The sequence below is a fragment of the Ruegeria sp. AN11 genome (genome assembly GCF_056536005.1).
The window spans coordinates 3,719,211-3,742,530 of record NZ_JBQFJD010000001.1; the positions used below are offsets into that span (position 1 = coordinate 3,719,211).

Consider the following 23,320-nt stretch of genomic DNA (forward strand, 5'->3'; position numbering starts at 1 on the left):
GGCATAAACGGGGGCATTTCTCGGAGGGTTTAGCCCCAAGTGCCTAGTCTCGTTCCATGTTCCGATGAACTGGCTGGGGTGGTAGGATTCGAACCTACGATACACGGTACCAAAAACCGCTGCCTTACCACTTGGCTACACCCCAACGGTGAGCGGCTATCTACGATTGTTGGTGGCGGTGTTCAAGGGCTTTCCTGCAAAAATCTCGGTTGCCCCAGAAATTTTTTCAAGCCTTTATTTTGTTTCAATCAAGACCGCCCCGGCGCGATGTCCGGTCGCGACCAATTCGTGCGCCGCCGGGCACTCGTCGATAGAAAAAACCTGCTGGATTGGGCAATACAAGGCACCTGCCTCAAGTGCGGTGTGGAGTTTTTCGATTGCTGCAGAACGGGAGGCCATGGGTAATAGATAAACCAGGATGGTCTCCAGCGTAACCGCTTTGAACATCAGGGGGTAGAAGGGCAGAACGGGAAGCATTTCCTTGGCGGACCCAAAAGTGTTGATCCGTCCGTTTTCAGCGATGACTGCCGTGTTCGTCTCGACGTTCCGGCCAAATTCGACATCGACGATTCGGGCGATCGGGCGCCCGTTGTTGGCTTGCAGAATTTGATCCGCGAGGTCCGGGGCATTGTAGTCCAGAACCGCATCTGCTCCGGCCTGCAAAACCCTTTCGAAACTGCCCGGACCGGACGTGGCGATGACATGGGCGCCGCCCCACTTTGCCAGTTGAACAGCCAGATAGCCGACCGTGCCAGCGCCGCCGTGAATCAGCAGGCTTTGCCCCGCGATGTCACCGCCAGAGAATACGGCGTGGCATGCTGTCAGGCCCGGAATGCCCAGTACGGATCCGGTTTCGAAAGACACGGAATCGGGCAGTGGCACGGCTTGCTCGGCCGGCAGCGTGATCTCAGTGGCGGCTGTGCCAAACGGCCGCTGCCACTGGCCGTTCCAGAGCCAGACGCGTTGACCGATCCTTGAGGTTGGGACTCCCTCGCCAACCGCCGCGACAACCCCCGACCCGTCGCTGTGCGGGATGATCACTGGGAATGGCGGCTTGGTCACGCCGGGTCTGCTTCCGGCGCGGGCTTTGACATCCGAAGGATTGGCACCTGAAAACGCCAGATCAACTGTGACTTCTCCGACCCCCGGAGGGGTTGAGGGCACATCCTGTACTTTCAGAACGTCGCCTGCGGAACCAAAGGCGCGATAAGTGACGGCTTTCATGGTCATCCCTTCTTGTCTCGCCGCAACAGTAGCCGGGACGGCGTGAATTGCCAGCCCCAGTAAAGGATTGGGAGCGACAGGTACGGCGGATTCCTTGTTTTGCCGTAGGCCAGCTGCAATTGAATTCCAGTTGCGAAAAGTGTCAATTAAGATAATGAAATAACTAATAAAAAATGGAAATCGCATTGAAAATGGGGATTTCAGGGATTAGCTTTCGGACATCCGCAAGACACGTGCCAAGGAGGCTCAGAAATGCAATTGAATTCCAAAGTTTCAGACGCCCTGAACCGTCAGATCAACAATGAGCTTCACGCCTCGTATTCCTATCTTGCGATGGCCGCTTATTTCGAATCCCAGGATCTGCCGGGCTTTGCACAGTGGTTCAAAAGCCAGTCGGCAGAGGAAAACGCACACGCTATGCGTATCTTCGAGTTTCTGGCCAAGCGCGGGGGGCGGATAGAGATTGACGGGATTGCCAAACCCCAGGCGGATTTCGGGTCGCCGGTTGATGTGCTGGAAGCGGCGCTGGCGCAGGAGAAGACCGTTACAGGTCAGATCAATGCGTTGTTCGAACTGGCGCAGGAAGTCAGGGAGTTCAGCACCCAGAACATGTTGAACTGGTTTCTGGACGAGCAGATCGAGGAAGAGGATCTGATAGGTCAGGTGCTGGACAAGGCAAAGGCCGCCAACGGTGATCGCTGGCACCTTTTGATGCTGGATCAGGAGCTTGGCGCTCGCGGCGTTGGCGACCCGGAATAGACGCCGGCGAAAGGGCTATTCCCGGATTTCTGCAGGATCAACGCCCCACAGGTTACCTTTCAGCGTCCAGCCGCGATAGCCACCGGCTGAGACGCGGCACCAGTCAACCGTGCAGGTTCCAAGGCGGGCCACGACGCCCGCTTCGAAATGAGCGCTGACCTGTGAGGCAGGGTCGGGACTGGAATAGACCGGCAGCATGTCGCTTTCGATCAGAACGGTCCGTACGCCTGACAACAGGGCGTAGTGGACCCAACCTCCGGCGCCGTCGCGATCCTGAACCTTGCGCCAGTTTCCGTATTCGGCAGTGATCTGCAACGGCATCCCGCGCCGTTTGAACACCCAATCGATTCGATGGGTCAGCGATGGCCCGCGGCGCACATTCCCTTCAGCGGCTTTCATCGACACATAACGTGGCAACGGTAGGTTGGTGACGGGGCCGCGTTTGTCCTGCGCGCTGGCCGCCAATGTGCCGAACACGATCAGAAATACAGACAGGATCGCCAGAACCGGGCGTTTTACCGATAGAAAACCACTCACCGAATGCCTGCTCTTATACCTGTTCAACGGGTTTCGAAAAAAGGTCGACTCAATGGCCGTGGGGTTCTTGTGCCCCGCCTTATCCTGCGCCACGATGACATGGCGCGCGCACGTTTGCAAAGCAGTGGGAGGGCGAAAGTGCCAAGAGAACGTCTGAGTGTTGTCGTTACGCGACGGTTGCCAGAGGCAGTGGAAACCCGATTGAGCGAGCTGTTTGATGTGCGCCTGCGGGACGATGATACACCCATGACCCGCGACGAGCTTGTCGCGGCCGTGAAAGAGGCGGATGTCCTTGTCCCGACGGTCACGGATACCATTGACGGCGGACTGCTGGGGCAGGCGGGTGAAAACCTGCGGCTGATCGCGAATTATGGCGCCGGCGTCGACAATATCGATGTCGCGACCGCGCGGCAGCGTGGGATACTGGTCTCGAACACACCCGGTGTTCTGACCGATGATACCGCGGATATGACAATGGCGCTGATATTGGCCGTCACACGCCGTATCCCCGAGGGGCTGGCGATCATGCAAAAGGGCGATTGGACGGGATGGGCGCCCACGGCATTCCTTGGAGGGCGGATCGGCGGTCGCCGGCTTGGCATCCTCGGCATGGGCCGGATCGGTCAGGCTGTCGCGCGCCGTGCCGCCGCGTTCGGAATGCAGGTGCATTACCACAACCGCCGCAGGCTGCGCCCCGAGATCGAAGAAGAACTTGAAGCGACCTATTGGGAGAGCCTGGACCAGATGGTATCGCGGATGGATGTCATCTCGGTCAACTGCCCGTCGACCCCGTCAAGCTTTCATCTGATGAACGCACGTCGTCTGAAACTGATGAAACCGTCGGCTGTCCTTGTGAACACCTCGCGCGGTGAGGTGGTCGATGAAAATGCGCTGACCCGCATGATCCGGTCAGGCGAAATCGCGGGGGCAGGGTTGGATGTCTACGAACACGGTACCGACGTCAACCCGCGCCTGAGGCAACTGCCCAACGTTGTCCTGTTGCCGCACATGGGGTCCGCCACGCTGGAGGGGCGGATTGAGATGGGCGAGAAGGTTATCATCAATATCAAAACCTTCGAGGACGGGCATCGCCCACCGGATCAGGTGGTGCCATCAATGCTTTGACAAAATGACGCCCCGGTCGGAAATGCCGGGGCGATCGTGTATTTCATCATTATTAGATTGAGAGGACACTATGAAACGGGGATTGATTTCAGGACTGCTTCTGTCTGTGGCTGTCTCGACCACTTCGGTATTCGCTCAGGAAACTGCGGACGCGGTGTCGCCCGAGGCGGCGACCGAAGGTGAGGCGCAGGCGCTGACCGCTGAGGTGATCGCAGCGCTTGAAGCGAAGATGGCCGGGGCCCCGGTTGAAGCGCAAGACTGGATGGTGGCCGCCGCCAACCCGCTTGCGGTCGAGGCGGGCGCGCGGGTGCTGCGCGACGGGGGCACGGCGGCGGACGCGATGGTTGCCGTTCAGGTTGTTCTGGGATTGGTCGAGCCGCAATCGTCAGGTCTGGGCGGTGGCGCGTTTCTGGTCTGGTACGATGCGGCCAGCGGTCAGCTGACCACTCTGGACGGGCGTGAAACTGCACCGCTCGCGGCAAGACCCACGCTGTTTCAGGACGAAAACGGAGAGCCGCTGAAGTTCTTCGATGCCGTTGTCGGCGGCCTTTCTGTGGGAACGCCCGGTACGCCTGCCTTGCTCGAAGAAGCGCATCGGCGCTGGGGGCGCAGCTCATGGCCCTCGTTGTTCAAGGACGGCATCGCGCTGGCCGATGACGGATTTCTGGTGTCGCCTCGACTGGCGGCTTTGGTCGCGAACGACGCCGAGCGTCTGGCGCGTTTTCCTGCTACGGCCGAATATTTCCTGCCCGGTGGGGCACCTTTGGAACAGGGGCAGCGGCTGACAAACCCGGAATATGCCGAAACGCTTCGCACCTTGGCAGGTGAAGGCTCAGCCGGGTTCTACGGTGGCGATATTGCTGCGGGCATCGTGAACACAGTTCGCTCGGCGCCGGGCAATCCGGGTGTGTTGTCCGGGATCGACCTCGCGCTCTATCAGGTGGTAGAGCGCGCGCCGGTTTGCGCGGCCTACCGGGCCTATGAGGTCTGCGGCATGGGCCCGCCATCATCAGGTGCCCTGACGGTCGGGCAAATTCTGGGAATGCTGGACGGCTACGATCTGGCTGGCCTCGGGCCGGAAAATCCCGAAGCGTGGCGATTGATCGGTGACGCCTCAAGACTGGCATTTGCCGATCGCGGTCGCTACATGGCTGACAGCGATTTCGTCCCGGTGCCGACCGCCGGTCTGGTGGACCCGGACTATCTTTCCCAGCGCGGTTCGCTGCTGAACCAGGAAGGTGCCCTGACCGAGGCAACACCCGGCAAGCCCGAGTTCGACCACGCCCTGAACCTGGCGGATGATGTTTCTCTGGAGCTGCCGTCGACGTCGCATATCTCGATCGTTGACCGGTATGGGAATGTGCTGTCGATGACGACGACAATCGAAAACGGCTTTGGCTCGCGGCTGATGACAAGCGGCTTCCTGCTGAACAATGAACTGACGGATTTCTCGTTCCGAACGCACAAGGACGGCGTCCCGATTGCCAACCGGCTTGAACCCGGCAAACGCCCCCGCTCGTCGATGAGCCCGACCATCGTCATGCAGGACGGTGCTCCGGTGCTGGCCATAGGTTCACCCGGCGGCAGCCGCATCATCGGGTATGTCGCCAAATCGATCATCGCCTGGGCCGATTGGGGTATGGATGTGCAGCAGGCCGTTTCCCTGCCGCATCTGGTCAACCGCTTTGGGACATATGATGTCGAGTTGGGCACCGGTGCAGAAGGTTTCCTGGATGCCCTGACCGAGCTGGGTTTCGAAGTGAATGCCCGGGATCTGACCTCGGGCCTGCATGCCATCGAAATCGGAGAGGTTCTGAGCGGTGGCGCAGACCCGCGTCGTGAAGGTATAGCGCTGGGTGAATAACCGGGCGACAGAAAGGAAAGACCATGGTGCAGGCAAACGCTTTGCCCCGGAATGAGGACGGGATTGCAACCGCAATCGGTATCCTGAAACAGACATTCGGGGACCGGCTGCAAACGGGTGATGCCATCCGCGAGCAGCATGGGCATACAACGACCTGGATAGAAAACCAGCCGCCGGACGCGGTGGTCTTTCCACACTCAACCGCAGAAGTCTCGGATATCGTCAGCACCTGTGCCCTTCACAAAGTGCCGGTGATTGCATTTGGAACCGGCACTTCGCTGGAAGGGCACGTGAACGCGCCCGCAGGTGGGGTTTGTGTTGATCTGAGCCAGATGAACAAGATACTGGCCGTCAATGCCGGTGATCTGGACTGTCTTGTGCAACCCGGTGTCACGCGTGAGGATCTGAATTCGTATCTGCGGGATCAGGGCCTGTTTTTTCCCATCGACCCGGGGGCGAATGCCTCGCTGGGCGGGATGGCTGCGACCCGCGCGTCAGGCACAAATGCCGTCCGCTACGGCACGATGAAGGACAATATACTCAGCCTCGAGGCCGTGATGCCGGATGGGCGGATCATTCGCACTGGTCACAGGGCCAAAAAATCCTCGGCCGGATATGACCTGACCCGACTGCTGATCGGGGCCGAGGGCACCTTGGGCATTATCACCGAACTGACGCTGCGCCTTCAGGGCATCCCCGAGGCGATCAGTTCAGCCCGGTGTTCTTTTCCCTCCGTAGATGCGGCCTGTCAGGCCGTCATGATGACGATCCAATACGGCATCCCCGTGGCCCGGATCGAATTGCTGGACGAGTTGTCGGTCAAGGCGGCCAATGCCTATTCCGGCCTGGCTCTCCCTGAAACACCGCTCTTGCTGCTCGAGTTTCACGGGTCCGAATCCGGTGCCATCGAACAGGCCGAAACCTTCGGACACATCGCGGATGAGTTTGGCGGTACCGATTTCGCCGCAACCTCGACCACGGAAGAACGTAACAGGCTTTGGCAGGCCCGCCACGACATGTACTGGGCGTGTCTGCAGTTGCGACCCGGCACAAGTGGTATTTCGACCGATGTCTGCGTCCCGATCTCGCGTCTCTCCGAATGTGTGACTGCCACGCAGGCCAAAGCGGCCGAGCTGGGCCTGGTCGCGCCGATGGTAGGGCATGTCGGGGACGGCAACTTCCACACTCTGTTGTTGATCGACATGGACAATACAGCCGAGGTGTCCAATGCTGAACAATTCGTCGGCTGGCTGAATGATCTGGCCATCTCTATGGACGGAACTTGCACGGGTGAACATGGCATCGGGCAAGGCAAGCGACCCTACCTTCATCGAGAGCTTGGGGCCGCGTTGGATTACATGGCCGCAATCAAATCTGCTTTGGATCCGGACAATATCATGAACCCGGGCAAGATATTGTGAGCGGCCCTGCCGCTTCATCTTTTCCCAAATACTCAAATTCAGCGATCTTCAGCTGACCGAACTTCTGTTGTTCGTGCACTAAGGTCGGTTTTGTCCGTTTTTGCGTCGGATGGACTTTGCGGTCAGATGCGCCATTCGTCATAAACCATGCCAAACAGATTCATTCCGGAGAGCGGGCACATGAAAACCCAAGTCAAAGCACTGGTCGTTGGCGGCGGCGCCGTCGGCACCTCGATTGCGTATCATCTGGCCAAGGCGGGCTGGGACGATGTGATGCTGATCGAGCGGGACGAATTGACGTCCGGATCGACATGGCACGCCGCCGGTCTGCTGCCGCTGTTCAACATGTCCTATGCGACAACTCACATCCACAAATACTCGGTCGATTTCTACAAGACGCTCGAGGAGGAAACCGGCCTGAACGCTGGTTTTGCCGTGGTCGGCAACCTGCGCATGGCGCAGACGCAAGAGCGTATGGATGAATACATGCTCTATGCGTCCACAGCCGAAACCTGCGACGTCGCCTACGAGTGGCTGACACCGGAGCAGATCAAGGAACGCTGGCCGCTGATCGAGACCTCGGACCTGAAGGGCGCGATCTATCACACCGAAGACGGCTATATTAACCCTGCGGACGTAACGCAGGCGATGGCCAAGGGGGCCCGTCAGCGTGGCGTCGATATCGTGCGCAAGATGCAGGCCGACGCGTTCCACTGGAACGGCACCCATTGGGAAGTCACCTGCACCAAAATGGTGGAAAAGGGTGGCAACCTTGTCGAAAGCGACGAGAAGGTCGTGATCACAGCCGAGCATGTCGTGACCGCATCGGGCAACCACGCACAGCGCACTGCCAAGATGCTGGGCATCAAGATGCCTGCCATCCCGGTTGAGCACACCTTCATCGTCATGGACAAAGACCCCGAGCTGGTCAAATGGCGCGAAGCAGGCAACCCGGAACACCCCGTTGTGCGTGACGCCGACAACGAGTCCTACGCGCGTGAAGAGCGTGGCGGCTGGATTCTGGGTATCTATGAGCACGGCGCACCCGCGCGCTTTGAACATGGCGTGCCGGACAGCTTCCGTGCCGACCTGTTCCCGCTGGATCTGGACCGGATCGCGGATCAGTATATGGCAATGGCCGAGCGTGTGCCGTCCTGTGCCGAGTCCGGCTTGAAGGACGACTTCAACGGCCCGATCTGCTATACCCCCGACGGCAACCCGCTGGTTGGTCCGGCACCAGGCCTGCGCAACATGTGGCTGGCCGAAGGTTTCTCGTTCGGGATCACCGCCGCGGGCGGCACCGGCTATTATCTGGCTCAGATGATGGTCGATGGCGAAGCTGAGATCGACATGGCCTCGCTGGACCCGAAACGCTATTCGTCGAACTGGATGACCACCGAGTTCGCGGCGCGCAAGAACGAAGAGTGTTATGAGCACGTCTACATCCTGCACCACCCGGATGAAGAGCGTGAAGCCTGCCGTCCGCTGCGTACCGTTCCGGCCTATGATCGGCAGAAAGCACGTGGCGCACAGTTCGGATGGGTCAACGGGTGGGAACGCCCGAACTATTTCGGCCCCGTCGATGCACCTGACAACTTCGACAAGGAAAACCGCTCGTTCCGCCGTGGTGGCTGGTGGCAACATGCCGTCGAAGAAGCCAAGGCGATCCGCGAAGGCGTTGGCCTGATCGACGCGTCGGCCTTCACCAAGCATGTCGTCAAAGGCCCCGGTGCGACCCAGTTCCTGGACTGGTTCACCTGCAACAAGCTGCCCAAGGTCGGACGCATCAACCTGACCTACGCGCTGACCTCGCACGGCACCACCCGCACCGAATACACCATCGTCCGCAACGGCGAGAACAACTACTACATCGTCTCTGCCGGTGCCTGGACCGAGTATGACGCCGACTATCTACGCAAGGCGGCCGAGGACAAGATGGAGGAGTTCGGTTACATCGAGATTCAGGACGTGACCACCCAGTGGGGCGTCTTCGCCATCGCCGGACCCAAGTCGCGTGACGTTCTGAAAGAGATCATCAAAGACGCCGATCCGGAAACCGCACTGTCCAACAAGCGCTTCCCGTGGTTGTCGGCCCGTCAGATCGAATTGGGTATGTGCCCGGTCAACGCGATCCGTGTGGCCTATACCGGTGAGCTGGGCTGGGAACTGCACCACCCGATCGAGATGCAGAACTACCTGTTCGACCTGCTGGAAAAAGCTGGTGAGAAGCACGGTATGAAGCTGGTCGGTGCACGCGCTCAGAACTGGCTGCGTCAGGAGAAATCCTATCGCGCCTTCGGCACCGAACTGGGCCGCGATGCAACCCCGCTGGAAGCCGATCTGCCGCGTTTTGTCGACCTGTCCAAGGACTTCTACGGCAAGGCCAAGCTGGAAGAGACCGGCGTGCGCGTGAAATGCTGCACCCTGCTGATCGACGGCCCGGACGATGCCGACCCGTGGGGCCGCGAGGCGCTGTACACGCCGGAAGGTGAGCGCGTGGGTCGTCTGACCTCGGGTGGATATTCGGTGGCCTTTGAGAAATCCATCGGCATGGGCTATGTGAAGCCCGAGCTGGCGGTCGAAGGCACCAAGCTGCAGGTCAAGATGCAGGACAAGCTGTGGGATGCGGTCGTGACCTGCGACAGCCCCTACGATCCGAAAAACGAAACCATCCGTAAGGACGGTTAAGTTAGGACCATGGGCGGTGCACTTGAATTGCGCCGCCTTTTGCGCTTGGCTTGTAGTGTAACGAATTGTTACTTATTGGAAAGTTCGTCGAAACATTCCAATGCCTTGGCCGCGTACATCATGGATGGTCCGCCGCCCATCTGGATGGCCATTGAAAGCACGTCCGAGACTTCGTCGCGTGAAGCCCCGGCTTTCACAAGAGCTTCTGTGTGCAATGAGATGCAGGGTTCACAGCGCACGGCGATCGACATCCCAAGGGCGATGAATTCCTTGATCTTGTAGTCCAACGCACCGCCTTCTTTGACGGATTTTCCCAATGCGCCGAAGGCGCGCGCCGTGTCGGGAATCGCCCCATTCAGGTTCCGCAAACCGCTTCGGGTTTCAGACAGTTTTGTCGTCCAGGTCATTGACGTTCTCCGTTATATACAAAAAACGGAATATATCGAAGGTCACCATCAGACTTTGATCTTGATCAGTTGCCGCGTTTATCCGCTATGAAGGCAAGATTATTTGCAGGCAACTCCACTCTTTCGACAACACTCAATCCTTGCCCTTCCATGAATTCGGCGATGTCATCATCGTTTTTGTACCCGATTTCAGGGTCTTGCTGGAAAAGGGCGTCATGAAAGCGTTGGTCACCGTCGCTGGTCAGGGTACCGGAACGCTTGAATGGGCCATAAAGGACAAAACGCCCATTTACGCACAGCGCCCGGGCGACTTCCGTCAGAAGCGTCATTGTTTCGTCCCAACTGATAAGGTGAAGCAGGTTGATCAGGACCACAAGGTCGAACTCTGCAAACTGCTTGTGCCAGCCCTCGGTTGTGGCATCCAGATGCGCGGCCTTCGATACGTTGGCCAGGGCCGTTGTATAGGCGTCGATGCTGGCGCGGCGAACAGGATCAATTTCGGTCGGTTGCCAATTGACTTCGGGCAGGACGGTCGCAATGGCACTGACATGCTGGCCTGTGCCGCTGGCAATCTCAAGCGCGGAACCTGAACGCGGTGCCCATTGCAGCAACAGGTCGCAAAGAACACCGCTGTTCCGGCTCGCGGCCGGAGCAACCAATTTGCCGCCGGCCTCCGGCGTCGCAACGCTCGCGTTCGAGGGCAACTTGCGGCGGGTCATGCGTTAAACCTCGCCGGGCTCAAAGCGGCGACTGTTTCCTGATCCAGTTCGGGGGCGGCGCCTGTTGTCAGATCCGCGACAAGCTGTGATGCAGCGGGTGCGGTTTGAAACCCGTAACCGCCCTGACCGACGGACCAGACGAATGAAGGGTCGCCGGGATCAGGCCCCAGAACCAGAGTTCCGTCCGGGGCAAAGCTGCGCAATCCCGCCCAGTTCGCCAAAACCCGGTTGACGGGTTCCGTGACCATCGCTTCATACCGGGCCAACCCTTCAGCCAGAACCATGTCATCGGCATAGGCATCGTGGGGGGCGACGGGATCAGCCTCGCTCGGGGACACGATAAGGTTTCCCGCGTCCGGCTTGGCATACCAGCTGTCGCCGGCACCCAGCATCATGGGCCAGCCGCGCACGTCATATCCGCCCGGCGCAGGAATGCGGGCCATCGATCTGCGATACGGCGTGATGCCGAGCGGTGCGATCCCGGCCAGTTCCGCGATTTCATCAGCCCATGCGCCAGCGGCATTGACCAGCATCCGGGCCTGATAAACCTGATCTGCCTTTATTTCCCAGTGCCGGGGCTTGCTGATTGCATTGACCTTGCGCCTGGTCAGAATTTGGCCGCCGTTCTTTCGTATGGTTCGGGCAAAATCCTGCAACAACCGGTCCGTGTCGATGTCAAACGCGGCATGACCAACTGCCGCGAATGCCAGCGTGTCCGGGTCCAGGATCGGGACACGGGCCAAGGCGTCTTCCGTGGAAATCGGCGCCACGCTCAGGTTTTCGGCATCTTTCCTGAATTCTTCGGCCTGATGTGGTGCCGCAACCAGCATGATCCCCCGAGGTGTCAGATAACCGCCGTTATCGGATTGCAGAAACTGCGCACCGGCCCTGTTCAACGCGACCACCGACGGTGGCCCATAGCTTTCTTCGAACAGGGCAGCCGACCGACCCGAAGCGTGATACCCCAGCGCGTCTTCTGCTTCCAGCACGGTGACAGAGCCAAATTGCGACAGGCGTGCGCCCGCGCTCAGACCGGCGATGCCGCCGCCAATGATCAGAAAATCAATCAACTCGTTTTACCCGTCTGAATCGATGTTTATGGAACACAACCCGTGAAGCGGGGTCAGGTCATTCAAGCAGGCTTGAATTTGCGCTTCAACCCATTCAAACAGTGGGCAATCAGATAAAGGGAGGGCAGGGTGAACGCCGCAGATTTACACCCGATGGCCACGGGACATATTCCGTCCTACGTGACACAGGCAGACGGAAGCGATTTTCTTTTCACTTTCATGCTGGTTTTTACTGTTGTCGTGATTGTTTTGCTTGGGGTTGCATATTTCACCCTGCATTCGATCCCCGAGAAAATTGCACACCAGTCCAACCATCCGCAATTTCAGCTGGTGGGTATTCTGGCGCTGCTGGCGTTGTTCACTCATAACGGTCTGTTCTGGGTCGCGGCGATCCTTGTGGCCGGGTTTCAGTTCCCGGATTTTGCTGCACCCCTGCGTGGAATTGCCGATGCCATCCGGTCCCTGGCGCCGCAGCGCGCGCCGGAACCACCCGCGCCACAACCGGCACAAGAACCGCAGCAGGAGCACTAATTCATGCTTGAGACATTGATGTGTGCGCTGGTCACGGTACTGCCGGATTATCTGTTTCGACGCTATGTTCAGGGCAAGCGGATCGGACATGAGATCACACTGTTCACCATGTGGTACGAACTGCGCTGGGGTCTGACCACCTGTGCCATTCTGGCGCTGACCGTGATCACCACCCTGTTTTATTTTCATCCCGCCAGCAGCACGGCGGCGTCCTATTTCCGCACTGTCACCATCCTGCCGCAACTGGGCGGGCGTGTGTCCGAGGTTTACGTTCGTAACAACGAACAGGTCACGGCCGGGCAACCGATCTTCCGGATCGAGGATCTGACCCAGACCGCGCAGGTCGAGGCGGCGCATGCTGAAATCGCGCAGGTTCAGGCCTCGCTGAAAGTCGCACAAACCGATCTGGCCGAGGCGGAAGCCGGGATTGCCGGCGCAAAGGCCGCACTTGATCAGGCTCTGGAGGATCTTGAGCGCAACACGACCTTGCGCGACGAAGGATCAAGCGCTGTGCGTCTGGCCGAAATCGACCGCCTGGAAAACCTGGTGGCCGAGCGTGAAGCCCAAGTGACAGCAGCCCAATCCCGGCGCGCTGCGGTCGTGCAACAGATCGAAGAGTTGATTCCCGCGCAACTGGCCAGCGCCAATGCACAATTGGACGCGGCACTGACCGAGCTGGACAAAACCGTCATCAATGCGGGGGTCACGGGCCGTGTCGAACAGTTCGGATTGCAGGTCGGCGACTATGTCAGCCCGCTGCTGCGCCCGGCTGGTATTCTGGTTCCGTCCTCGTCCGGTCATGACCGGTTCCAGGCGGCCTTCAATCAGCTGTCCGCACAGGTCATCAAGCCCGGCATGATCGGAGAACTTGGCTGCATGACCAAACCGTTTACGGTGATCCCGATGGTTGTGGTCGAGGTGCAGGACGTGATCCCCTCGGGTCAGATCCGCCCCTCGGACGAATTGCGCGATGTGCAGACCAATACGGTGCCCGGGTCGATCCTTGTCTATCTCGAACCGCTGTACAAAGGCATGGCGGACGACATTCCGGCGGGCAGCAATTGTCTGGCAAATGTGTACACGGACAACCACGAGCGGCTGGAGCATGAAGACCTGGGTTTCTGGGAGGCTGCGTTTCTGCATGTCGTCGACACGATCGGTGTCGTCCACGCGGCTGGCCTGCGCCTGCGCCTGATCTTGATGCCGGTCAACACGCTGGTTCTGAGCGGGCATTGATCAATCTGCTTGCCGGTTAACACGCAACGGCCGGTCTTGCGGCAGCGGTTCGCAAGCACGCTGGCGAACGACAGCCAGTATGGATAGGGCTTTGCTTGGGGCGATGGGGAACAGTCGCCAACTGAAATCAGGTCCTGCTGTATTCTGGCGATCTGCCGTGCCGTAGCTGCCACGGAAACAAAAAAGGGTTGGCCCGAGGGCCAACCCTAATGTTTCAATCTTACAGTGTTTACTGCGGAATCTCGCCTTCCAGACCTTCGACATAGAAGTTCATACCGGCCAGAGTACCGTCATCGGCAACTTCACCTTCGGCCAGCCAGTCGCTGCCGTCCTGCTTTTTCAGCGGGCCGGTGAACGGGTGGTAGCTGCCGTCAGCAATGGCTGCCTTCATGGCCAGCGCTTCCTCTTTCACGTCAGCAGGCACTGCGTCCGAGATTTCGCCAATCTCAACCATGCCTTCCTTGATGCCGTCCCAGGTGTTCACGGTTTCCCACGATCCATCCATAACGGCCTGGGTGCGCGCGATGTAGTAAGGCGCCCAGTTGTCGATGATCGAGGATACGCGCGGCTTCGGGGCGTATTCGCTCATGTCCGAGGCCTGACCGAACGTGATGACATTGCCTGCCTCTTGCGCGGCCGCCTGCGGCGCGGTCGAGTCGGTATGCTGCAGGATCACGTCCGCACCCTGTTCGATCAGAACAGTGGCCGCGTCGGCCTCTTTCGCCGGGTCGAACCAAGTGTAGGCCCAGACGATTTTGAAATCGACAGCCGGGTTCACCTTCTTGGCGTGGATGTAGGCTGAGTTGATGCCGCGGATCACTTCGGGGATTGGGTACGAGCCGATGTAACCGACGATGTTCGACTGGGTCATTTTCCCTGCGATGTGGCCCTGAACGGCGCGGCCTTCATAAAAGCGTGCCGAATAGACCGAGACGTTGTCGGCAGTCTTGTAGCCGGTTGCGTGCTCGAACTTCACGTTCGGGAATTTCTTGGCCACGTTGATGGTCGGGTCCATGTAGCCGAACGAGGTGGTAAAGATCAGGTCAGCACCTTCCAGCGCCATCTGAGTCATCACACGCTCGGCGTCCGGTCCTTCGGGCACCGATTCAACAAACACGGTTTCGACCTTGTCACCGAAATGCTCTTCAACGGCCAGACGGCCCTTGTTGTGTTCATAGGTCCAGCCGCCGTCGCCCACGGGGCCGACATAAACAAACCCGACCTTGGTTTTGTCTTCGGCCATGGCGCTTGTCGCCAGACCCAGCGCCATGGCGGCGCTTGTCAGAAGTGTTGTGAATTTCATTTAGTTACTCCCCAAGTTGGTTCAGTTGGCCCCGTCTAGTGCGAGGCATGGAAGGTCCGGCCCAGTGAGGCAGGTGCGCTGCTCTTGTCGGCCGAAAGGATCACAAGCACAAGGATCGTGATGATGTATGGCGACATTGCCAGATACTCGACTGGAATGGCAACGCCCGCTGCCTGCAGATTAAGCTGCAACACTGTGATTCCGCCAAACAAATAAGCACCCAACAATGCACGCCACGGCTTCCAGCTTGCGAACACGACCAGAGCCAGAGCAATCCAGCCAACACCGGCGGTCATGCCCTCGGTCCACTGCGGAACACGGATCAGGCTGATGTACGCGCCGCCAAGTCCGGCGCAGGCTCCGCCGAACAGGATCGCCATGATGCGGATCTTGATGACCTTGTAGCCCAGGGCGTGCGCCGCATCGTGGTTTTCACCCACCGCGCGCAGGATCAGACCAACACGGGTGTATTTCAGCGTGGCCCAGACGGCGGCCGTCAGAGCGATCCCGACATATAGGATCGGATCGTGCTGGAACAGGATCGGGCCAATGACCGGGATATCGCTCAGCACAGGGATATGGATGTCGCCCATGCTGGGCGGTTTGATCCCTACATAGCTCTGCCCCATCAATGCACTGAACCCAAGACCGAACAGCGTCAGCGCGAGGCCACTGGCGACCTGATTGGCCAGCGCCACTTGCGTCAGCAGGACGAACAGAAGGGACAGAACGGCTCCACCGATGGCAGCCGCGATGAACCCCAGCCAAGGCGAGCCGGTTTCGACCGAGATTGCAAAACCGCTGATCGCGCCCACAATCATCATGCCTTCGACGCCAAGGTTCAGAACGCCAGCCTTTTCGACGACAAGCTCTCCGATCGCGGCCAGAAGCAGGGGGGTTGCGGCCACCATCAGCGAGGCGACCAGAAGTACGGGATTGATTTCACCAAGGTCCATGGGTCACGCCACCTCGCTACGGGCCGCACGGATGCGGTAGTTTGTCAGAAGATCGAAAGCCAGCAGGAAAAACAGAAGCATCCCCTGGAACACCTGAATGGCTGCGGCCGGCAGGCCCATCTGAGACTGGGCGATTTCGCCGCCAATGTAGGTCAGCGCCATCAGGCCACCGGCCAGCAGGATACCCACCGGGTGCAGGCGGCCCAGAAAGGCCACGATGATCGCAGTAAAGCCGTAGCCCACGTTGAAATCGATGCTGACGACACCGGCCGGTCCCGAGACCTCGAACATGCCTGCCAACCCGGCCAGCATACCGGACAGGCCCAGGCAGAACAGGATCAGACGAGCAGGGTTTACACCGGCGAATTTCGCCGCCCGCGGTGCCTCACCTGTCAGGCGGATGTGAAAACCCAGCATGTGACGGTTCAGCAGCACATAGGCAAAGATCACCGCGATCAAGGCGGTCACGACACCCCAGTGCATCCCCGATCCCGCAATCAGTTCGGCATTATGCGCGCTTTCATAGGATTGCAGGTTGCGCGAGCCGGGAAAGCCGAACCCTTCGGGATTCTTCAGCAGGCCAAGAGAAACCGAGGCCAGCATCTGCTCGGCCACATAGACCAGCATCAGCGAAACAAGGATTTCGTTGGTTCCAAAGCGCACTTTCAAAAAGGCCGGGATCATCGCCCACAGCCAGCCACCAAACGCACCGGCGATCACCATTATCGGGAAGATGTACCAGCCCTCCAATGGGTAGAACGCAAGTCCCGCAGCAGCGCCGAATATGGCGCCCATGATATACTGACCCTCGGCACCGATATTCCAGATGCCGGCCCGGAAACCCAGCGAAAGGCCAATCGCGATCAGCACCAGCGGCGCGCCTTTCACCAGCAGTTGCGGCCGGTAGTAGAAGGAAAACTCACCGAACAATGGCTCCCAAAAGATGGTGCCGATTGCCTGCAGCGGGTTCTTGCCCAGAATAGCGAACAAAAGCCCGCCAAACACCATCGTTGCCAGCACGGCCACCAGAGGGGTCGCATAAGACCACGCCTTGGACGGCTGCGGCCGTTTCTCCAACACAATCACCTGCTCATCCCTCCAAGTTCTTCATCTTTTTGAAAATACTCCCGCCGGAGGCGGTCAATCTGTCTACACATGAGCCACCTCCATGCCATGCGCGCCGCCCATCATCAGGCCGATCTCATCCACGGTCAGACCTGTGGTCGTGCGTGGCGCGCTCAGGCGTCCTTCATTCAACGCGGCAAAACTGTCCGAGATCTCCATCAGCTCATCCAGATCCTGGCTGATGCAAATGACGGCAGTACCCTTGGCTGCAAGATCCAGAATGGCCTGTCGGATTGAGGCCGCCGCGGCCGCATCCACACCCCAAGTGGGCTGATTCACCACCAGAACGTCGGGGTTTTGCAACACTTCGCGTCCGATAACGAATTTCTGCAGGTTGCCGCCGGACAGAGACCGGGCCGCATTTTCCGGCCCGGGCGTGCGGACATCAAAGGCCTTGATGATCTTTTCGGCGAAACTCTTGGTCTCGGCCCATTTCAGAAACCCGTTGTTCTCCAACCCTTCACGGACCGATCCAGTCAGCAGGGCATTTTCGGTAAGGCTCATATCCGGAGCGGCCGCATGACCCAACCGCTCCTCGGGAGCGGTCAGAACACCCAGCTTTCGCCGTGCGGTCGGACCCAATTTGCCAATCGGTTGTCCATTGAACTTGATCGCGTCGGCTGTTGTCTGAATTTCTCCGGACAGCACGCCAAGCAATTCGTCCTGCCCATTGCCCGCAACACCCCCGATGCCCAGAACCTCGCCCTTTCGGACGGTCATATGCACATTCTTCAGCGCGGTCCCGAACTCAGAAGGCGAGGGCACCGACAATCCGCTGACATCCAGCGCAACGTCCCCGAACTCTCGCCCCGATCGTTCCGGCGTTTGCAGGGTCGAACCGACCATCATCTCGGCCATGTCCCGCGCCGAGGTCTCGGACGGAACGCATTCGCCCACATTCTTGCCCAGACGCAGGATCGTGGCGTGATCACACAGCGTGCGAATTTCTTCCAGCTTGTGCGAGATATAAAGGATCGAGGTTCCTTCGGACCGCAATTTGTTCAACGTCTCGAATAGGATATCTACCTCCTGCGGCGTCAGAACCGAGGTCGGCTCATCCATGATCAAGAGCTTGGGCTCCTGCAACAGACAGCGGATGATCTCGACCCTCTGACGTTCGCCCGCAGACAGATCACCAACCGTGCGATACGGGTCCAGCGGCAGACCGTAGGTTTCGGACACTTGCCGGATACGCGAGGCCAGATCGCCCATGGGTGGCGGGTTCTCCATCCCCAATGCGATGTTCTCGGCCACATTCAGTGCGTCGAACAGCGAGAAATGCTGGAACACCATCGCGATCCCGTCGGCCCGTGCGGCACGGGGCTCCGGCGGCGCAAAGGATTGGCCGCGCAACAGCATCGTGCCGCTGTCGGGCTTCACCAGCCCGTAGATCATCTTTACCAGCGTGGATTTGCCGGCGCCGTTTTCACCCAGCAGGGCGTGAACTTCGCCTTCGCCGATGTCAAAGGACACCTGATCATTGGCCACGACGCCGGGATAGGCTTTGGTCAGCCCCTGCAAGCTTAACAATGGAGTGGTCACGCGCTCAGGTCCTTTTTCAACTCGTTCTGCCGGGCAGGGCGCAAAAGCTGCGCCGCGACGCCAACGGCAATCATCTGCGGGTGTTTGCCCAGTGACGGATCACCGATTGGACAGCTTATCCGGCTGATCCGCTCGGGCGAGTGCCCAAGTGCCGCCAGCCGCGATCGGAATCGCGCCCATTTCGTAGCCGAGCCGATCAGCCCGGCAAAGCGGAAATCGTGCAAAAGCAGCCTGTTGCAAAGCTCCAGGTCCAGATTGTGCGAGTAGGTCAGGACCAAATGCTCGGCATCGCGCGGTGCATGGCGAACCAGTTCCGCTGGCTTGGCGGCCGGAACAGCGGTTACACCCGGCGGCACCGTTTCCGGGAACCGCTCAGGCCCGGTATCGACCCAGGTGATTGCCAGATCGGGCAGAGGGGACAGGACATCGACCAGGGCACGTCCCACATGGCCGGCGCCCCAGATCCACAGATTGCGGGCCGGTGTGTGAACCGGCTCGACCATCCAGCCGTCTAACAACTGAGCTTCGGGTTCGACACCCTGACCCCGGGCTTGCGCCAGCATCCGTTTGACCGACAGCGGCATCGCGCCTGTCGAAACCGGGCGAGCGATGATATTGTCATCCAGCCCTTCCACCGCATCAAAATCATAGATCTCGCTGAGCAGCGTCACAGCACCACCGCAGCACTGGCCCAGATCGGGGCCAAGCGCATGTTGCGTCAGGCGGGACGAAACGGCTTGTGTTCTTGCAGCTTCCGCCGCCTGAAATTCCAAAGTGCCGCCTCCGATCGTGCCGGACTGCCCGTCTTTCCAGACCAGCATCGCGGCCCCGACCTCGCGCGGGGACGACCCCTTGATCCCGGCGATAACCACCCGGACAACTTTTCCGTGGGTATTGACCGCCTCCCTCAAAGCCTCCCGATCAAATCCCATCAGATGCCTCCCTTCATCCTTTGGACCCCGCGCCAGACCTCTTCGGCCGTGGCGGGCGCATCCAATGCCGGATAGCTGTCCCCGCAAGCCGCCACTGCATTTGACAGTGCCAGCCAGGCGGAAATGCCCAGCATGAAAGGCGGCTCTCCGACCGCTTTCGACCGATAGATCGTGTCCTCGCGGTTTTCGCCATCCCAGAGCGCGACATTGAATATGTCGGGCCGGTCGGAACAGGCCGGAATCTTGTACGTCGACGGCGCATGGGTGCTCAGATTGCCCTTGCCGTCCCAAACCAGTTCCTCGGTCGTCAGCCAGCCTGCGCCCTGAACGTACCCGCCTTCGACCTGTCCGATGTCCAGCGCCGGGTTCAGCGACGCACCTGCGTCGTGCAGGATATCCGTGCGCAGGATGCGGTTTTCACCGGTCAGCGTGTCTACTGCGACCTCGGTGATCGAGGCACCGTAGGCAAAGTAAAAGAACGGGCGACCCCGGCCCTTGATCCGGTCCCACTCGATCTTGGGTGTTTTGTAAAACCCGGTCGCCGACAGGCTGATGCGGCCCTGATAAGCCAGTGCGGCAGCTTCGGCGAAGGTATAGCGTTCCTCTCCGATCGAGACATAGCCATCCGAGAATGTCACCGCCGACGGATCGGCCTGATGGCGTTCGGCCAGATAATCGGCCATCCGGTCGCGGATCGTGTCGCAGGCGGCTTTCACCGCCATACCGTTCAGATCGCTGCCCGACGAAGCTGCCGTCGCCGAGGTGTTGGGTACCTTCGCGGTATCGGTTGCGGTGATCTTCACCATCTCGAGCGGAATACCAAAGCGCGAGGCCGCAACTTGCGCGACCTTCTGAAACAGGCCTTGACCCATTTCGGTGCCGCCATGGTTCAGGTGGACAGAGCCGTCCTGATACACATGCACCAGCGCACCCGCCTGGTTCAGGTGGGTCAGCGTGAAGGAAATACCGAACTTGACCGGGGCAAAAGCGATGCCCTTCTTAATCACTCTGTTCTCGGCGTTCCACTTCTCGATGGCCGTCTTGCGTGACGCGTAATCGCTGGTTTTCAGCAGCTTTTCGGTCATTCCGTGCAATTCGAAATCGCTGACTTCCATCCCGTAGGGCGTGGTGTTGCCGCCTGCGGGCAAGGGGCGCACGGGGGCGTCCCCCATCTCAACAGCGCCGCGGCTGGTCAGGTCTTCGTGCGGATCGGGATGGCCCAGAGGTTTTTCCGCAGGCTCAGCGTCCGCGACAGCATGAGCCGGTTCGTAATAATTCCGGCGGCGCAGTTCGACCGGGTCCAAGCCCAATTCATAGGCTGCGTGGTCCATGACGCGTTCGATACCAACCATACCCTGCGGCCCGCCAAAGCCGCGATAAGCGGTGGCGGATTGGGTGTTGGTTTTCAGCCGGTGGCTTTCGATCCGCGCATTTGGCAACAGATAGGCGTTGTCGGAATGCAGCATCGCACGGTCGGCGACAGGCAGGGACAGGTCCTGCGCCCAGCCGCAAATGGCATATTGCAGGAAGGAAACACCCTGAATGTGCCCGTTTTTATCGAAACCGGCCTTGTATGCGATACGGAAGGCGTGGCGTTTGCCGGTGATGATCATGTCATCGTCGCGGTCATAGCGCATCTTGCAGGCCTTGCCGGTGGCGCGGGCGGCCACGGCACAGGATACGGCCAGAGCGTTGCCCTGACTTTCCTTGCCGCCAAAACCTCCGCCCATGCGGCGGGTCTCAACACGAACGGCATGCATGGGAACACCCAAGGCATCCGCCACTTTGTGCTGAATCTCGGTCGGGTGTTGGGTCGAGCTGTGCACCAGCATATCCGCGCCCTCATTCGGCACGGCCAGCGCGGCCTGACCTTCCAGATAGAAATGCTCCTGCCCGCCGATCTCGAACGTGCCTTCGATGACATGCGCGGCCCCGGCGATGGCGGCATCAGCGTCACCTTTGGCATAAATACGGGGACCATCTTCGAACCGGCTGTCCGCGGCCAAAGCCTCTTCGACCGTCAGGATCGGGGTTTCTTCGGCGTAGTCGATCTTGCCCAGCCGGGCTGCCTTGCGCGCGGCCAGATGGCTGGTGGCGATAACAAGGAAAACGGGCTGGCCAATGTAGTGGATCGTGCCATCCGACAGCAAGGGCTCGTCATGGATCGACGGAGAGACGTCATTTGCAAAAGGCAGATCATCGGCGGTCATGACCATGACGACCCCATCGGCAGCTTTCACCGCTGACAGATCCATCGACGTGATCGTACCCTTGGCAATCGGGCTAAGGCCAAAGGCCAGATGCAGCGATCCCTTGGGTGTCGGAATGTCATCCACATAGCGCGCGGTTCCAGAGACATGCAGCGGCGCCGCGTCATGGGGGAGGGATTTGGTCACGCTCATGCGGACACCTCCAATACGTTTGTGACTTCACCCTGATCTTCGAGGAAATACCTCTCAAGCATCGCTTTTGCGGTCTCCAACCGGTAGTTGGCCGAGGCGCGCATATCCGTCATCGGCGTGAAGTCGTTGGCAAAGGTTGGGATGGCGGCTTGAACAGTCTCATGTGTCCAGGGTTTGCCTGTCAGGGCCGCTTCGACATTCGAAGCGCGCTTGGGAATGCCAGCCATGCCGCCGAACGCGATACGCGCATCAGCGACGACACCGTCTGCCACAGTGATGTTGAAACACCCGCACACGGCCGAGATATCCTGATCGAACCGTTTGCTGAGCTTGTAAGCTTTCAAGCGATCATCTTGGCGCGGGAAACTGACCGCCTCGACGAATTCGCCCGGTGCGCGGTCCTGCTTGCCGTAGTCGATGAAGAACTCTTCCAGCGGGATCGACCGGCGTGTATTACCCTTACGCAGATGCAGTGTTGCACCCAAGGCAATCAGGGCAGGCGGGTTGTCCCCGATGGGCGAGCCGTTGGCGATGTTGCCGCCGACGGTGGCCGCGTGGCGCACCTGAACACTTGCGTAACGGCGGATCATCTCGGCGTAGGAGGGATGCAGGTCGGCCAATGCCTCACCCATGCGGTTCATGTCGACCATGGCACCGAAGCGGATTTCGTCATCCGTGATGGTGATTTCCTTCAGGTCATCGCAACGGTTCAGGAATATCACCGGATTGAGATCCCGCAGTTGTTTCGTGACCCAAAGCCCAACATCGGTCGCGCCGGCAACCAGGGTGGCGTCAGGATGCTGAGCATAAACCGCCGCCAGTTCATCCGTTGACCCCGGCAGCAGGGGCGAAGTCACCAGCGTCGCCACCGGCTTGTCCTTGACCCAAACGGGAACCGGTTGCGTTTCGGTCGCTGCAGCCGCGCGTATGATCGGTGCGTATCCCGTGCACCGGCACAGGTTTCCGGCAAGCTGTGTGTCGTGATCCGTGGCACCATTGGCGTGACTTGCCACCATCGACATGACGAAACCGGGGGTGCAAAAGCCGCACTGAGACCCGTGCAGATCAACCATCGCCTGCTGAACAGGATGGGACTCGCCATTTGGGCCGCTGGCACCTTCGACGGTGCGCACCGCTTTGCCGTGTAGTTGAGGCAGGAACAGAATGCAGGAGTTCAGCGCCTTGTGGCCACCCTCATCCGTCACCATGACGGTGCAGGCCCCGCAATCGCCTTCGTTGCAGCCCTCCTTGGTGCCGGTCAGGCCACGATCTTCGCGCAGCCAGTCCAGCAGGGTCGCTGTCGGATTGACATCCGCCAGCTCCACTGTCTCTCCGTTCAGAAGAAACGTGATATTCATACGAGAAACCCGTCGCGTTACCCAGTTGCGCCCGTTAGGCCCTCCTTCGATGCGACGTAGAAAGAGTGGCGGGCGGATAGCTTGCCGTCAGATGTTAGAAACAGCGCGCCTTGTCTGGCAA

General features: G+C 59.6%; 19 protein-coding genes and 1 tRNA gene. 7 read left to right on the forward strand and 13 right to left on the reverse strand.

Going from position 1 to position 23,320, the window contains the following annotated elements:
* Nucleotides 1-70: 70 nt before the first annotated feature.
* A tRNA-Gln gene (locus ACR3EQ_RS18400) sits at nt 71-145 on the reverse strand.
* 89 nt (nt 146-234) lie between these two features.
* Nucleotides 235-1,224: an NADPH:quinone reductase gene (locus ACR3EQ_RS18405; RefSeq protein ID WP_170614865.1), complete on the reverse strand. Its 990-nt coding sequence runs from the start codon at nt 1,222-1,224 to the stop codon at nt 235-237.
* Between the two features lie 252 nt (nt 1,225-1,476).
* Here ACR3EQ_RS18405 and ACR3EQ_RS18410 point away from each other — a divergent pair, with 252 nt between their 5' ends.
* Entirely contained in the window at nt 1,477-1,983 is a 507-nt protein-coding gene (locus tag ACR3EQ_RS18410; protein ID WP_170614864.1) for a ferritin, read from the forward strand.
* A gap of 15 nt (nt 1,984-1,998) precedes the next feature.
* Here ACR3EQ_RS18410 and ACR3EQ_RS18415 read toward each other — a convergent pair whose 3' ends face one another.
* Entirely contained in the window at nt 1,999-2,520 is a 522-nt protein-coding gene (locus ACR3EQ_RS18415; protein WP_170614863.1) for an SH3 domain-containing protein, read from the reverse strand.
* A 138-nt stretch (nt 2,521-2,658) separates the two neighbouring features.
* Between ACR3EQ_RS18415 and ACR3EQ_RS18420 the strand changes: the two genes are divergently transcribed.
* From ACR3EQ_RS18420 to ACR3EQ_RS18435, 4 genes are all read left to right on the forward strand, one after another.
* Complete coding sequence (locus ACR3EQ_RS18420) at nt 2,659-3,645, forward strand: 2-hydroxyacid dehydrogenase (protein WP_170614862.1); 987 nt, start codon at nt 2,659-2,661, stop codon at nt 3,643-3,645.
* A gap of 70 nt (nt 3,646-3,715) precedes the next feature.
* On the forward strand, nt 3,716-5,509 hold the full coding sequence (ggt, locus tag ACR3EQ_RS18425) for a gamma-glutamyltransferase (RefSeq protein WP_170614861.1): 1,794 nt from the start codon (nt 3,716-3,718) through the stop codon (nt 5,507-5,509).
* A 23-nt stretch (nt 5,510-5,532) separates the two neighbouring features.
* The gene (locus tag ACR3EQ_RS18430) at nt 5,533-6,930 is read left to right on the forward strand and encodes an FAD-linked oxidase C-terminal domain-containing protein (protein WP_170817164.1); all 1,398 of its coding nucleotides are present in this window, start codon (nt 5,533-5,535) and stop codon (nt 6,928-6,930) included.
* A 180-nt stretch (nt 6,931-7,110) separates the two neighbouring features.
* The gene (locus tag ACR3EQ_RS18435) at nt 7,111-9,618 is read left to right on the forward strand and encodes a GcvT family protein (RefSeq protein WP_170614859.1); all 2,508 of its coding nucleotides are present in this window, start codon (nt 7,111-7,113) and stop codon (nt 9,616-9,618) included.
* Between the two features lie 68 nt (nt 9,619-9,686).
* Here ACR3EQ_RS18435 and ACR3EQ_RS18440 read toward each other — a convergent pair whose 3' ends face one another.
* The 3 genes from ACR3EQ_RS18440 to ACR3EQ_RS18450 all read right to left on the reverse strand — a co-directional run bounded on the left by ACR3EQ_RS18440 (nt 9,687) and on the right by ACR3EQ_RS18450 (nt 11,814).
* Nucleotides 9,687-10,025: a carboxymuconolactone decarboxylase family protein gene (locus ACR3EQ_RS18440; protein WP_170614858.1), complete on the reverse strand. Its 339-nt coding sequence runs from the start codon at nt 10,023-10,025 to the stop codon at nt 9,687-9,689.
* A 65-nt stretch (nt 10,026-10,090) separates the two neighbouring features.
* Nucleotides 10,091-10,744, reverse strand: coding sequence for a DUF938 domain-containing protein (locus ACR3EQ_RS18445; RefSeq protein WP_170614857.1), 654 nt, complete (start codon nt 10,742-10,744; stop codon nt 10,091-10,093).
* Nucleotides 10,741-11,814: an FAD-dependent oxidoreductase gene (locus tag ACR3EQ_RS18450; protein WP_170614856.1), complete on the reverse strand. Its 1,074-nt coding sequence runs from the start codon at nt 11,812-11,814 to the stop codon at nt 10,741-10,743. Before ACR3EQ_RS18450 ends, ACR3EQ_RS18445 begins: the two co-directional genes overlap by 4 nt.
* Before the next feature lie 129 nt (nt 11,815-11,943).
* Between ACR3EQ_RS18450 and ACR3EQ_RS18455 the strand changes: the two genes are divergently transcribed.
* Both ACR3EQ_RS18455 and ACR3EQ_RS18460 read left to right on the forward strand, forming a co-directional pair.
* Nucleotides 11,944-12,345 (forward strand): hypothetical protein, encoded by a 402-nt coding sequence (locus tag ACR3EQ_RS18455; RefSeq protein WP_480442174.1) that lies wholly within the window; start codon nt 11,944-11,946, stop codon nt 12,343-12,345.
* A gap of 3 nt (nt 12,346-12,348) precedes the next feature.
* A complete protein-coding gene (locus ACR3EQ_RS18460) occupies nt 12,349-13,581 on the forward strand; it encodes an HlyD family secretion protein (protein ID WP_170614855.1) in 1,233 nt (410 codons plus the stop codon).
* A gap of 229 nt (nt 13,582-13,810) precedes the next feature.
* Here ACR3EQ_RS18460 and ACR3EQ_RS18465 read toward each other — a convergent pair whose 3' ends face one another.
* The 7 genes from ACR3EQ_RS18465 to xdhA form a co-directional block, all read right to left on the reverse strand.
* Entirely contained in the window at nt 13,811-14,884 is a 1,074-nt protein-coding gene (locus ACR3EQ_RS18465; protein ID WP_170614854.1) for a BMP family ABC transporter substrate-binding protein, read from the reverse strand.
* A 35-nt stretch (nt 14,885-14,919) separates the two neighbouring features.
* Nucleotides 14,920-15,840 carry an ABC transporter permease gene (locus ACR3EQ_RS18470; protein WP_170614853.1) on the reverse strand — a complete coding sequence of 307 codons (921 nt, stop codon included), beginning with the start codon at nt 15,838-15,840 and terminating at the stop codon, nt 14,920-14,922.
* Nucleotides 15,841-15,843: 3 nt separating this feature from the next.
* Nucleotides 15,844-16,926 carry an ABC transporter permease gene (locus ACR3EQ_RS18475; protein WP_170614852.1) on the reverse strand — a complete coding sequence of 361 codons (1,083 nt, stop codon included), beginning with the start codon at nt 16,924-16,926 and terminating at the stop codon, nt 15,844-15,846.
* A 63-nt stretch (nt 16,927-16,989) separates the two neighbouring features.
* Nucleotides 16,990-18,507, reverse strand: coding sequence for an ABC transporter ATP-binding protein (locus ACR3EQ_RS18480; protein WP_170614851.1), 1,518 nt, complete (start codon nt 18,505-18,507; stop codon nt 16,990-16,992).
* Nucleotides 18,504-19,439, reverse strand: coding sequence for a xanthine dehydrogenase accessory protein XdhC (gene xdhC, locus ACR3EQ_RS18485; protein WP_170614850.1), 936 nt, complete (start codon nt 19,437-19,439; stop codon nt 18,504-18,506). Before xdhC ends, ACR3EQ_RS18480 begins: the two co-directional genes overlap by 4 nt.
* Complete coding sequence (xdhB, locus tag ACR3EQ_RS18490; protein ID WP_480491502.1) at nt 19,439-21,841, reverse strand: xanthine dehydrogenase molybdopterin binding subunit; 2,403 nt, start codon at nt 21,839-21,841, stop codon at nt 19,439-19,441. Before xdhB ends, xdhC begins: the two co-directional genes overlap by 1 nt.
* Complete coding sequence (xdhA, locus tag ACR3EQ_RS18495) at nt 21,838-23,199, reverse strand: xanthine dehydrogenase small subunit (protein ID WP_480491504.1); 1,362 nt, start codon at nt 23,197-23,199, stop codon at nt 21,838-21,840. The genes xdhB and xdhA overlap by 4 nt, the downstream gene beginning before the upstream one ends.
* Nucleotides 23,200-23,320 lie beyond the last annotated feature (121 nt).